Raw genomic sequence first — 14,551 nt, 5'->3', positions numbered from 1 at the left:
TGACCGCTTTGTGCCCACTCCTCATGTAGTTAAAATATAAAATTATTCCAGCCCAGTAACTTAGCCATCGCTTCCACATAGTAATAATCACCGTAAATCAGCGATACGCTGACATCCCTTTCGATCGGCTTGTTACCTGTAGCTTCAAGCAATATGCCCTCGAATTCAGGCCGATCCAGCGTGCTGTAATTTTGCGACAGCGATTGCATGATCGATTCTGCAGCTTTACGGTAAACTCTTCCTTCTTCAGCGGGCAGATGCTCTGCGATTTCCAGCAGACCGGATGCGCCGATGCTTGCTGCTGATGTATCTCTTGGCTCTCCGGTTAAATCAGGAACGCGGAAATCCCAATGGGCAACGTAGTCATCCGGAAGACAGCTAAGATAATAATTCGCGGTACGCTTTGCGGCGTCCAAATATTTTCTGTCCCCCGTATATTTGTACGTATTGGCCATTCCATACAGAGCCCAAGCCTGCCCCCGGCTCCAAGAGGAGGTCGGCGAATACCCTTGACCCCCCGCGTATTCCTTCACTTCACCCGTATCCGCATTGAACACTGTAATATGATGCGATGACCCATCTTCGCGAAGCGTATGCCGCAGTACCCTATCCGCGTGTGCACGCGCGATTTGGGCAAATCGAGGATCGCCCGACTCTTGCGATGCCCAAAACAGAATCGACAGGTTCATCATCGTATCGATGATCGAACCCCCGGGGCGGTCCTCCTGATTTTGTGCCCGCAAAAAGCCTCCGGCCAAGTTAAAACGACCTGCTAATATGTTCGCAGCCTGTAACCCCCTGCGTCTGGCGTTAGCGTCACCTGTCAATTTATATTTAATCACCGCTGTGCTTAGAAATTGAAAGCCTACGTCATGATGAAACCGATTTTCTCGCAAAAAACACTGTTCGATCCGTTCATCCCAAGACCATGCACCCTGACGATACTTTTCTTTGCCTGTCATATCGTATAAAATCCACATCATACCCGGCCAAAAGCCGGAAGTCCACCAATCCAGGATTACATCGTCATAAACACCAGACACAGATGCATGAGGACATTTTTCACCCATTTGCTCCATCATCCGATCCACTTTCGTTTGAATCTGACTCCACCATCCAGACCACGGTGCTTCCTGCATTCCTGTAAAGTTAGTCATCAATTTTCTTCTCCCCTCGTTATACGTTCGTTTCACAATCAATCATTACATGAATCGTATCGCCTTTATGCTCATTGCGCAGCTTAAACGCTTCGGCAATGTTACTTAAGTGGACCACATGCGTAATCATTTCCTCCGTATTGACCAGTCCATCTAGTACAAGCTGCAAGCCTTTGTCAAAATAATTGCGATTATCGATATCCCGCTTTGGTTCCGTCGAATAGATATCGAGCCTCTTCTTATGAACTTTGAAGAAATCGACCGGCTTATGGCAAGTTCCAATGCACCCGTACATTACGATGCGCGCATTCTGGGAAGCCGCATTGATCGCATCGACCATTCCATCCCCCTCCAGCAAGCAGGGAATGACCACATCGAAGCCATCAGGGAAATCTTTGCCCAAAATATCCATCGTATTCGCGTCCGGCGACGGAATCTTGTAGGTATGGGTTGCCCCATACTTGCGGGCCAATTCCAGCTTTTCATCGAATAAATCCGTTACCACTAGGTTTCGCGGGCTGTACAAGCTAACTATTTGCGTCATCACCAAGCCGCTGACGCCTTGTCCGGTAATCAGCACATTTTTATGAGGGGAAATTTCGCCAAGCTCTGCGGCATGAATAATGCCGGGGAGCACTTCGATCAGCGAACCTTCAATGAGCGGAAGCTCCTTTGGAAGAACCTTTACAGAAAAAGGCGAACAACAAACATATTCAGCAAAGGCCCCCCAAATATAACGAAGTGCTACAGGATCCCCCACCTTAAGACCGATTACATTAGGCCCTACTTTATCAATAATGCCGGCCACTTCATGGCCAAGCCGTGTCGGATAGGAGACAAACTCTGGCTCGCGAGCCCCGCGAAATACTTCCACATCACTGCCGCATATGCCAACCCATTTCACCTTTACCCTTACTTCCCCTTCAGCAGGCTCAGGAATAAGCGCCCTTTTTAACGTGATATTCCCAATCTCCTCCACAACGGCGCACAGCTGCGTACCCTCGCCATCATAATCGACCAACTGCATTGGCGGAACAGACATTTTTCTAACCATTCTCTTTAGCTCCTATCGCTATTGAATTACGTTACAGAAAATCTAAAAAAAATTTCTACTGAGCCCTTCGCGTCTAATCGGTTAAGCCCTATACTTTTAAATATTATAAAGAAACACATAAACCCCGGATATGGTTAATACTCACTTGTTTTTGTCATTCCTCACCTTTTACGCAAAAAAACTTCCTTCCGCATTTGCAGAAGGAAGTTCTATCTCACGACTCTCCACTCATTTAAAAAGTCATGCTCCAATATTATGTCCTTTCCAACCGCATTAAGTAGTGAATCTCGATACTGGGACGGGGATAGACCTACTTGCTTTTTTAAAATTTTACTAAAGTACGGCAGCGTCCATCCTACCTTATCAGCTACTTCAGATATGGATAGTGATGTAAATTCAAGATATTCTTTCGATTTTTCCAGGCGGATGGCTTGTAGAAATTGGATGGGCGTAATACCCGTTTTATCGTAAAATATTTTGATCAAGTAGTTCCGATTAAAACCAAAATGCTTCGCTAGCAGATCAAGTGTAATTTTTTCGGCAAAGTTTGTTTTCAAATAGTGGACCAGTGGCTCATTATCATCTACCGAAGGCAAAGCAGCGTAAGGGCTCGCGTGAACGGCAGTCCCCCCCAGCAGCAAGGATACCAATGTGCTCTTGAAGCCTGCTTCGATCCGTAAAGGGTGAACAGCCACCGGATTTCTCATTTGCTGAAGCGACATTTTATACCACTGCTTGATCTCCGATAATTCCGTGCCCCTGCATATACAATACGGTTCAGCAGAGCCTAGGGCTTTCAGGATTCGGGAATCAGACAATCGAAATTTAAAATCCAGAGTTATCGTATCCTTCTTAAACTGAAAGCTGTGTGATACCCCACGCAATAATAAATACGCCGCGCCTTCCTTTACCGAGTAATTCTGCTCCCCAATGCATACCTCACCATCTCCAGACAAAATAACGAGCAACTGCTCATAATCATTATGCTGATGCGGCTCCACTCGACTGCTTGTTGAATAATCAATACGTGCAGTCCAAAGTAGTTGTAATTGAGAGTCTCTTAATTCATTCATATGCCCCGCTCCTAGGATCATCGTAAACTTGTTTCATAAATTATGTGAATCTATAATATACCACAAACATGTCTTAATCTAGGAAAAAAGCTGCTTGAACAAATTCACCCCTCTTCATTATGAACAGAAGAAGGGTGGAGCATCCTACTGCTTGGTGATGGAAAAATTCGCAAAATATACTTTTGCATCATTCAGATTTGTTATGTCCTCTAGGCTGCGATATATGCCCCATTTGGGGCGAATGAAGTTGCCGCTTCTCCACATATCCACTCCGCTGCTTTTGCTGTAAGATGCCAGTGTGGTTCCATCCAACTTCTTCAATGAAACGGATAAAGATCCGTTATCGCTCATTCTTGCTGTTACTGTAGCCTCGATCCAAGTCCCCTGCACGCTCGACCAGTCGATGCTTTTCAGAATCGTATCACCACTGCTGCTCGAAGAGCTGTAACGAATCTGCAGCTCATCTCCAGAGCTTGTTTTAGCTCCGCTAAATGTTACGATCGGATGATCATTGTCGCCACCCTCACTTTTCAGCTGAAAGATATGGGTGAACCGTTTCGACACAAGCATCGTGCTATCGACCTTGAACTTCCATTTGTAAGTTAGCGTTTCGCCCTGGAAACCTTTCAGATTATCATTCGAACCAGCATATACCTTGATCTCATTACGTTGATTTCCCGATGTCGTTCCTGTAGGATCACCATCAGCATCACGGTGCAGATAAAAAATAAAGGCATTTCCTACGGGCGATTGTGTGGTCTCTTTAATGTGCTGCAATTCATCAAAGCTATCTGGAGCTTCAATCGCATCTGGACCCAAAACGTTTTGAATCAGCTTATAGGTGGGAAGTCCATTATTCGGTCCGTCCGAATCCAAGTTCGTTGTAGTAGCTGCCGAAACACTGGATTGAATCAAACACATCAACAGAGCCGTACACAGGGTTACCACTTTAGCTTTTTTCATCAAATCCACCTCTTTTTCAAATTTTTTAAGAAAATCTGCTTTCACTTTATAATGTTAGCGCTTTCAAATCCTTCTATTTTCATTATAGTTCTGTAAAGATATGGAGTAAATGTCCTAGATATCCAAACATTTAACCAAAGTTCAGTTATTTCAAAAAAATAAGCCTCCATCAAAATCGCAACTAATCACGGCTTTGATGAAGGCTTATTCGAATCAAGGAGCTTAAAGGCTCAGAGCATTTTATTGTTGATTGTGCAATCGGTATAGGGCAACCGCCGCTTCCGCTCTTGTAACCTGATTTTGCGGATAAAGATAGGAACTATCTCCTTCAATTAACCCTGCTTTGAGCAAGCTGCCCACACTCTTCACAGCATATGTCGATACAGAGGAAGCATCCTTATAGCTGTTTAAATCTCCAGAACCCGTTTGTTTTCGGTTGCTCGGTAATGAGCTCAGTGCTCTGTCCAGCATCACCATCATGTCCTGCCTGGAAATGGTATCACGCGGATGGAATAAGTTATCGTCCCTGCCATCTACGATTCCAAGCGCTTTTGCCGTTCCGACAGCATCATAATAATAATCGTCTTTGTTTACATCCTGGAACGAAGATGGGTTCACTCCCTTTAATCCCAAGGTACGGTGCAACAGTAGTACAAAGTCGGCTCGGGTCACTTGAGTACCTGGGCTGTAAGCATTACTTTGCGTACCCTCCACGATCGCTTTAGAAGCCAAGACTTCAATCGCTTTTTTCGCCCACATATAATTCGCTAAATCGGCGAATGTTTTGTATACCTCGGTTACCGCGTACAAGCTGAAGTGATTCGTTTTAAACGTCACTACGCCTTGGATAGGATCATATTTTCCAGATGTAACGGTTTGTGCTTTGCCTTCCCGATTCATATACCATACGACTACATGCTCAGGGTCGGCATCTTTTGAGCTGAGTGTATAAGGCAGAGATACTTCTACCTGCGAATCCGCACTCTTCCAATCGATCAAGCTATCGCCGACCTTAAGCGCAAGGTCGATGAACGGTTTACCCGTCAACGTTTTTTGCAGCTCGGTGGGAAGTTGAGCGGTATCTGCCTTCGATATAAGCAACGAGGCCGTTGCAGACTTTTGAATATCCGCTGCTTTTAACATCGTCGTTGGTACGATAATGGAGCCGAATTCGGTTTTGAGCGCCAGCTTTTTGGTCCCATCATTTGCACTCAGGAAAGAAACCGGAATCGAAATTTCATAACCTTTGGAACCCTCTATTTTATTTACCAAAACCGTTAGCGTCTTGATCCCGTCTGTCCCAGGTTTCGCTTTATTAAAAAAGCTGCTTAGTGTATCCGTAGTAATGGATGCTTTGGAAACACCGCTTTTCACATCCAATGCTGCAGTCAATCCAACATCCTCTGGCTTCGATACGGATACGGACTCCGTACCTTGTGAGTCTGTATTGGCGATTCCGCCGCCGCCACCCTGCCCTGAAGACGACTTACTGGATGATTGATGATGTGGTTCTTTGTTCACAAGAATAGTATAGCTTTTCGTTGATCCATCTGCTGCTGTCACCAAATACGTCACCTGACTATTGAAATCATTCACTGTCGTACCGCTCACCTGTGCCTTGGAACCAACCTTTACGATTGTGCCGGTAGTTGCAAAAATGGCTGTCAATGTGGACAAATCCGTCTGATAAGGCACCGTAACTGCAATATTAGTATTCACAATGACGCCGTTATAAGACGCCGGCAGCCCTTGAAAGCTGAACGAGGTGATCTCCTTATCACTGCTTGGCGCAAGCGGTCCCACATCAGATGCCATTAACGGTTTGCGCATTACTGCACCGGCTGCTCTTTGATCGGCTCCAATGTCTTTTAACTGGGAACGAATTTGTCCATCCATATCATCTGTAATGAAATTGAATGTCCCTTCTGCAGCACCGATTACTGGGCTTGCTGCATCCGGTCTGTAAACCTCCTCATTGACTGATTTGGTTAAGAGTGGGTTTACATTCGTGCGAATCCCGGTTGTCAATGATGTACTGATTGGTGATCCATAAACTATGTTTCCTTGAATCGTTGCAGTGGCTGCATTTAAGGGTGCCTTATTATTTTCAAAAATCGCCTCTTTTACAGAGCTTCCCTTGATCAAATTATTGGCAAGTATCAGCCCGTCAGGACCAACTGTCTTGGCTGCATCGGCTGCTGCTCCTATGGTAATCCCATAATTGGAGTCCACAATAGTATTAAAAGCAACGATCGCATTTTTCGCCGGCTGTGTGTCCTGGCCAGGCACGCTGACTCCCGCCTGAAGCGCGATGCCAACCCGTTGATCGGTCGTACCTGCTACTCCGGAAAAGTAGTTGTTATATATCTTATGCCCGGAGCCATAGACACGAATTCCGCCTGAATCTTTCAAATTATTTTGCATAAAGAAGTTACCGTACATTTCAGAATTATCCGATATACGTAAAGCAACCGTGCCTCTGGATTCTCTTACGGTGTTATAGCGGAAAACCGTATTATGCGCTTTAATCGATACGGTTTCGATCTCCCCCATCCAATGGTAGAACAAATTATGCTCGATAGTAGAATAAGAAGGCTTCGTGTCCCAATTGTTGGGTGACAAATACATCCCTACTTGAATAGCTTCCGTTCCATTAGCATCGTCCAATGCTCTTTCGGCAAAATAATTATGATCAATTGTCGAATGATGCACGACACCTCTCCATAATCTAAGAGTCTCACCTGTAAAGCCTTTTCGTATTATCGTATTGTGATCGATTCGGTTGTAAGTTCCATAATTGTATATCCAAGTATGTTTAGGAAGTGACGCTCCTAACGGATTCATATCGTCCTTAATGAAGTAGTCTTTATCCGTTGGGTTGAAATCATCCATAGTCGTATTCGTTAGTCGACAATGATTGGACAAATAGTCGAATTTCACCGCGCCATCCAGCTTACTGGCGCTTCTACCGATAAAGGAAAGGCCATCCACTATGAGATATGATCCGGAAACGGTAACCCTCGAAGCCCCTTGAAAAATAACCTGCCCCTGAGTTTCCGCTTTTAACGTGATCAGTTTGTCCTGAAGCCCATCACCGCTAAAATAAATATCGGCATCCGTCCATGTTCCGTTCTTCAAAATGATGCTATCTCCCGGCTGCGCTTGTTTGCTGGCTTGAACGACGTCATCCGGTGTTGAAGCATAGAAGTTTCTGCTTGGCGAAACCGGCGCTCTCTGTTGAATGATAACTTTATAATCCGTTGAAACATTGGATAGACCATAAACCTTATAAGTCATCCCATTCGAGAAATCATTAACTGTCACATTACTCTGCTGAGGAGTATTACCAATAAAAACACTTTTCCCTGGCGTTTCATACGAGGCCACAAGCTTCTTTAAATCTGTTCCTTCAGGCATCTTGACGGTAATGGTTTTATCCTTATGATCAATTGTCCCTCTGGCAATCGTCACGGTACCTCTCTCATCAGCCATAAGATTTGGATCGTTGGTATTGACAAAACCGAAAGATAATAGGGCTCTTGCTGTATCCGGTTCATCGATTACTTGGATCTGACTGCTCGCAGAATATGATCCCTGATCCACACTGACTGCCGTGATGGTCGTTGTTCCCTTCTTTATTGCCGTTGCCATACCTCTACTATCCAAACTCACAACGGATGTATCGCTAGATGACCATTGCACACTTGGATTAGACGCATTTGTCGGCGATACATCAGCCCCTAATAAGACGGACTGACCAGGTACTAAAGCTTTCGGAATACTCAAGGCTAGTCCGCTTACCGGGACATAAACTTCCTGATCTAATACGGTCACAACGGATTCCCGATAAATTCCGGTGGCAATATTCGTTGCGCGAATGGTAACTGAACCCGGAGAAACCGGGGTTGCAGGAGTTACCAACCCAGTGATCATATCTACGGTTGCTATATTCTTGTTGTTTGATGTCCATTTTATGCTCAAGCCTGTCGCATCCGTAGGCGTTACATTGGCAACAGATAACTGTAAGGTTTCGTTTCTTCCAATCTCTGCTGAACTTTTGCTTAGCTGCATAGCCGTTACCGGTTTGGTTGTCAAACGATCTCCGGAGATGGTCAAATCGTCGACGTTAAGATAAACTGAATTGGATCCATCGCTCCTGAATCGGAACATAAAATAAGCATTATCGTTGGCGCGAGTATCGTTAATCGTAAAGCTATAGTTGGTAAAAGAGGTGCTTGATACCGTTTGTGTATTTGCTTTTTCAATCCACGTCTTGCCACCGTCAGGAGACCATTCTGAATATAGTGTTCCTCCCGGTGAGCCTTGGGTTCGGGCATAGTAAGAAACAGTAATATTTTGATAGGTAGCCGTACTCACATTGATCGTAGCTACGCTGCCGATATTAGCCTTAACCGGAAGCTTTAGAGATACAGGCCCAGATCTATAAAAGCCGGAGGAACCCGTTTTCACAAAAATCTTGGAATCAGCTTGTAATAGACCTTTTGAATATTCACCTTTGTACCATACTAGCGGTATGATCTCGTTCGTAGATACAGGCAAAGGTTGAATAAGATCGTAATCCGACAGTCCTGCTGGAGTAGCCGCATTTATATATTCGTTGGTATCAAAACCGGTTGAATAAATAGTGACTGGGGCCGCATGTGCGGCTGGCACTATACCTCCGAAGTTCATTGCCGTATAAATCATCACAAAAGTAAGTATGGAAGAAACCTTCCTAAGTATTTTCTTTCCCATTTCAATCCTCCCTCGTAGTAGTAAAACCTCGCGCTAACCAAAGCAAGCCGGGTATTTTGTTATCATAGTTAGAATCTATTACCGCAAACTGACTAACTAAATCGACCGGCTCTGCTGGGAACCGCTTTCAACCTGCTATAACAATATGAAAGACTCCTTCCCCTCGCAGTATATCGTACAAGATTCAATTCACCCTTGTATATGTCGATAATCTAGTTCTATTTAATCAAAATTCAGAAGTTGAGATTTTGGGACAGCGAAAAAACACCTAAAAAAACTTCCTACTGACCGCACCGCTGTCCCGCTCCCGTTCCGGTAAGCAACCAAGCGAACGCAGAGGAAATTAGGTGGCTAAGCGCGCTCCATAAATAAAGTCAGCCTACCCAATTTTAGAAATAGCTATTTTACTGTATATTTTCAATACAAAGCCAGATCCCTTCTAATTCTTCAACCTTCCATTTTAACTGCTTTATGTATTCTAAAAGCTGGGCTTGTGTTCTCATGGTAACAAACCTAGGTATACTTTCATTTTCTAACTTTATTACCTCTTCGAAAAGATCGCTTTTTTTACTAACAGGCTTGTAGTGAGAGTTTCTAGAAGTTATTACAATTTTTAAGAAGAGCTCCCAGTTTTCAAGTCTATTATGTAGGAGCAAAATTGTATAGTAGTGATCTCAATTGTTAGTAAACGGAAAGTCAACATATTTTTTGTTATACTCTATTGAAGCTCTCATTGAAATTATCTTGTTCTCAGCAACTCCAATAAGCTCGTCCACTTCAATTACCTTCCTTCTGTTGTATTCTAAAAAGCCTGCCGCTAAAAGCAGGCTAATTAGTCATTTATTTTATCATCGCTTTACCTTATAAAACTCATGATAAAGCTTCATCAACGCCCGCTTCTCAATCCGAGATACATAGCTGCGTGAAATCCCCAGTTCCTTTGCAATCTCCCTCTGTGTCCTTTCCTCCCCACCTGCTTCAAGCCCGAAGCGCCCAACAACTACCTCTCGCTCACGCTCATCCAAAATATCCAGATTTCTGTAAATTTTCGACTTCTCGATCTTAAGCTGCACCTTATCTACAACGTCATCGGCCTCTGTACCAAGAATGTCGATCAATGTAATCTCATTTCCCTCCTTGTCCGTGCCGATAGGGTCGTGAAGGGAGACATCTTTCCGCGTTTTCTTTAATGACCTTAAATGCATAAGTATTTCATTCTCAATACAGCGGGCAGCGAACGTTGCCAGCTTGGTTCCTTTATCCGGTGAAAAGGATTCGATCGCCTTGATCAACCCAATCGTTCCAATTGAAATGAGATCCTCCAGATCCTCACCTGTATTGTCGAATTTTTTGACGATATGAGCTACTAGTCTCAGATTATGCTCTATTAACAAGTTGCGCGAATGTTGGTTACCACTCGCCATTAAGCGAAGGTGTTTGTCTTCTTCCACTTCAGATAGTGGTTGGGGAAAAGCATTGTTTTTGACATACGAAACCAACAGCATTAATTCTTTAATAAATAAGGCAATTGCTGTGAAAAATCCAGGCACGTTGAGCCACCCCCTTGATGAGATTAGTACCATTTTATGTGGGCTAGGGCCTATACGTGCCTGTACTCATTAAATTTGATGTTGTTTACAAATCAGCAATCACTTTATTTCTATTGGATCCAATGTACTTAAACATAAACTTCCATTGCAGACCCGACAGGGAAGGGGGCAGGGCAATCGATCCGTTAGGATCAGATAAATACCCGAAAACGCCGAACAAAAGGTGGACTGAAAGGTCTTTCGATACCCATCGGGTACAGCACAATAAAAGCGGGCATAGAGAACATGAAAAAAAAGACCAGAGCCTAGCCCTGATCTTCACCCAAAATTCCCTTATTTTCCCAAAATAAATATCGACTCCACATGTGCGGAGTCGATATTGGGATATATTAACATAAATAGCATATAAATCAAAATTATTGTGTAATCGCAATCGGATTATTCATGCTACTATTACAGTTTATGCTGCACTGCCTTGTGTCCAAGCTTCAAGTTCAATAACGCGACTAAAGTTGCTTTTTGCGTTGGTTATAGTGAGTCTAATTTTATTTGTTACGACAGGCGAGAAGGTGAATTGCTTCCATACGTTATTATTTTCAGTTACGTTACCATTTGTTACAATAACCCAAGTCAAACCGTCCCAATACTGAACGGTATAGTCAGTTATTCCGAACTGACTAAAGGTCATTGTGGTTGTCGGTTCGCTAGGATTCCCAAAATTATCCTGGATTGTAAACACGTCTATTCCATAAATAGTCTGACTTCCATTAAAATCAATCTGCACCCAATCCGGGTAAGCATCTGGAGTTCCATCGTTCCATCCACCACCATTACCCCAGTTTAATCCCCACCTATCTCCATTGTTTATACTTGATTCAGTAAAACTGCTACTTATTGTAGTTGAGGAGCTCGCAGTACCTCCATTTAAAGCTAATGCTACATTTATACCTGATCTTTCCGTTGATACATGCGCTAATATCGCGACAGCAATGGTGCCCGTATTGGCTGTGGTGTTGTCGGATGTTCTTGTTACCGTGAACACTAGATTAACGCTAGTAGCGGCTGTTGGTGGCTTAATCGCACCGTTTGTTCCAACTACTTCTGTGTCGCTAGAAGTATAAATGGCTATGGTATATCCCGGCGGGACGGTTGGCAACTCCAAGCTTGTCGCATCTGCAGCGGGTACCGTTACGCTCGTAATCTCTGCGGCTACCTCTCCTGCGGTTGGTGTTGTAATAATTTGATAGTAACAGGACTTGACAACGCCTCCTATCGGATCGCCAAACACATCATTGGTGCAAGGAGTATTCGTTGTGAAAGTTCTATAATTAAAATGATCATTTGCTCCATAAGCTACACTAGCAGTCCCAGTAAAACTACACGTATCATTTTCATTCCCACAGAAGGTGTATCCCGCTGGACCCCCATTGGGCAGTACTGTATGCGCGGGTACCGCGACAGCAATGGTGCCCGTATTAGCTGTGGTGCTGTCGGATGTTCTTGTTATCGTGAACACTAGATCGACAAGGGTAGGGCTTACTGGTGGCGTAATCACACCGTTTATTCCAACTACTTCAGTGTTGCTAGAAGTATGAATGGCTATGGTATATCCTGGCGGAACGGTCGGCAATGACAAGCTTGTCGCATCTGCAACCGGTGCCGTTACACTCGTAATCCCTGCCGCTACCTCTCCTGCCGTTAGTACATGCGCGGGTACCACGACAGCAATGGTGCCCGTATTAGCTGTGGTGTTGTCGGATGTTCTCGTTATCCTGAACACTAGATCAACAAGGGTAGGGCTTACTGGTGGCGTAATCACACCGTTTATTCCAACTACTTCTGTGTTGCTAGAAGTATGAATGGCTATGGTATATCCCGGTGGGACGGTTGGCAGTGACAAGCTTGTCGCATCTGCAAAGGGTGCCGTTACGCTCGTAATCCCTGCAGCTACGTCTCCTGCCGTTAGTATTGTTCTCGGTGTTGCACCTACAACATTAGAATAAGCACTTTCTGCTCCTGTTTTTGCAGCAGATGTTTTGAAATAATACAATATACCATTTGTTAGCCCAGTCACTTCATAAGTGGCTGAAGTTATTGTGCCAGGGGCGTTAATTAAACGATATGTTGAATCATCTAGTGATTGATAAACATTATAATAAGTAGCTCCTGTAACCGACGACCAAGTTAAATTGATCTTTGAATCTCCAACAGTCGCAGCAAGGTTTGCTGGTGCTGCCAGCACCTTTAGTGTTGGCGTTATTGGATCAATCAGATTTAATAAATTAGTTAATTCTGAGTGTGACGATCCACCTGTTTGAGATAGGTAATAAACGATATCATCAATTTGAATACCATTTCCGTTACGGTCAATAGGAATAGCAGCAAAAATGAAATTAATAGGTAATAAAGAACAAATAAATAAACAACATACGAGTAACCTTAATTTTTTTTTCACAGATTCCCCTCCATAGATCTTAATTAATAAATTATGTGATTATGAAATTTGGTCAGAACGCAACATTATCTATCAGACTATCCTCATTATAAGTGAATCTAATGACCTATCCCAGATGAAGAAATTCACTAGAAGTTCCGTATTTCGGTAAAACTTGTCATTATTTACTAATCCACATGACTTAGGTCATGTTTTTGATGAAATCAAGGTACTAAAATATCTGCATTACCCAAGCTTCGAGCTTTTGTCAGCTGATGTAGCCAGGTCGATTCAAGTAATTTTCACGCATGACCCCCAAAAAAACAGACACCTCCGAGATTTTCGCTTGGAAGTGCCTGTTTTTCGTATCTTTTTAACTCTAATGTAAAAACAACATCAACGGATTAAGCTGCTGCTCCCGGATACCTTCGACGACTAGCTTAGCTACTTGAATGGCCCCAGCCTCTTGAAAATGGGTGTTGTCGCGTACTCCCGCAGGATGATTCGGGAACTCCCCCGGCACCGCCCACATAAACAACGTCTTGGAACGTTCAACTCCATAAGATTCATACAGCTGACGGGTTTTCTCAGCCAAATCTATTACTGGTACATCCTCTGACTGCCCCAATTCCTTGACCGCTTGCAAATAATCTCCGTGTGTATTTTCCAGCTGCCCTTTGTCATCAAAAAATCTTCTATGGACCGGTGTAACTAGTACCGGTACAGCTCCACGTTCCCGTGCGCCGTCTATGTATTTTTTCAAATAATGCTTATATGTCGTATCAGGCTCAGTGCGCCGTTCTTCATCCGGCTTCTGGTCGTTATGTCCGAATTGGATAAATAAATAATCATTAGGCTGGATAACTTGAAAAATTGCATCAAGCCTTCCTTCATCAATAAAGCTTTTAGAGCTTCGCCCAGACTTAGCATGATTGGAAACAGCCGCGCTGGCATTCAAAAGATGCGGCAGCATCTGCCCCCAGCCCGCGTAAGGATAACTTTCCGCTTCCTGATCCGTCACTGTGGAATCACCTGCCAAGAAGACCGTCACGATCTGAGCACTTGCTTTGATCTCAAGCGAATTAATTCGCGGCGCGATGCCTGAGAATACAAGCTTCAGCCGTTCATCGGCTACATGAACGCCCATGCTTCTCTTTATGAACTGGCCCGCAGCCGTTTGGAGCTTATGCACAAGAAGGCGCCCTTCACCAGATTTAATAGTGGTTTCAGTGGCGGTTAATGTATCCCCCATCATAACTGTCACGCTATAGTTACCGTTTGGCACCTCTACAATAAACGCCGTTTCCAATGGAATGCAGAAATCTCGTCGAAGCTCTCCTGCTTGAGACGCCTCGCGATCAATTGCATATACACGGCTTATATCCTCAAATCCATAGCCCTTTTCAGCATCATACAACGATTCTTGTCCAATTTTAATATACCCTGACGCTGCTGTGCCAATGCCAAAATCAAACTTGAATTCCTTGTTCATCTAAATATAACCTCCCCCAAAGTATATCTTTCTCGTTCTACTATACACAAAAACCGCCGTATAAAACTACCGG

At 43.9% G+C, this 14,551-nt stretch carries 8 protein-coding genes; all 8 read right to left on the bottom strand.

The genetic code is table 11. The annotated features are described in order from the left end of the window. Positions 1-29 precede the first annotated feature (29 nt). The 8 genes from NV381_RS23615 to NV381_RS23580 all read right to left on the bottom strand — a co-directional run bounded on the left by NV381_RS23615 (position 30) and on the right by NV381_RS23580 (position 14,478). Complete coding sequence (locus NV381_RS23615) at positions 30-1,157, bottom strand: glycoside hydrolase family 88 protein (protein ID WP_258215748.1); 1,128 nt, start codon at positions 1,155-1,157, stop codon at positions 30-32. Positions 1,158-1,176: 19 nt separating this feature from the next. Then, positions 1,177-2,211, bottom strand: coding sequence for a zinc-dependent alcohol dehydrogenase (locus tag NV381_RS23610; protein WP_258215747.1), 1,035 nt, complete (start codon positions 2,209-2,211; stop codon positions 1,177-1,179). A 209-nt stretch (positions 2,212-2,420) separates the two neighbouring features. Continuing rightward, positions 2,421-3,284, bottom strand: coding sequence for an AraC family transcriptional regulator (locus NV381_RS23605; protein WP_258215746.1), 864 nt, complete (start codon positions 3,282-3,284; stop codon positions 2,421-2,423). Between the two features lie 144 nt (positions 3,285-3,428). After that, positions 3,429-4,247, bottom strand: a complete 819-nt coding sequence (locus NV381_RS23600) for a hypothetical protein (RefSeq protein ID WP_258215745.1) — start codon at positions 4,245-4,247, stop codon at positions 3,429-3,431. 240 nt (positions 4,248-4,487) lie between these two features. Further along, a complete protein-coding gene (locus tag NV381_RS23595) occupies positions 4,488-9,002 on the bottom strand; it encodes a chondroitinase-B domain-containing protein (protein WP_258215744.1) in 4,515 nt (1,504 codons plus the stop codon). A gap of 848 nt (positions 9,003-9,850) precedes the next feature. Next, positions 9,851-10,552 carry an RNA polymerase sporulation sigma factor SigK gene (gene sigK, locus NV381_RS23590; RefSeq protein WP_258215743.1) on the bottom strand — a complete coding sequence of 234 codons (702 nt, stop codon included), beginning with the start codon at positions 10,550-10,552 and terminating at the stop codon, positions 9,851-9,853. Positions 10,553-11,012: 460 nt separating this feature from the next. Next, positions 11,013-13,007 (bottom strand): discoidin domain-containing protein, encoded by a 1,995-nt coding sequence (locus NV381_RS23585; protein ID WP_258215742.1) that lies wholly within the window; start codon positions 13,005-13,007, stop codon positions 11,013-11,015. A 358-nt stretch (positions 13,008-13,365) separates the two neighbouring features. Beyond that, complete coding sequence (locus tag NV381_RS23580) at positions 13,366-14,478, bottom strand: rhamnogalacturonan acetylesterase (protein WP_258215741.1); 1,113 nt, start codon at positions 14,476-14,478, stop codon at positions 13,366-13,368. Positions 14,479-14,551: the final 73 nt, after the last annotated feature.

The organism is Paenibacillus radicis (ex Xue et al. 2023), assembly GCF_024722015.1.
In the GTDB taxonomy this organism is placed as follows: Bacteria; Bacillota; Bacilli; order Paenibacillales; family NBRC-103111; genus Paenibacillus_S.
This window is presented reverse-complemented; position numbering and strand designations above follow the sequence as displayed.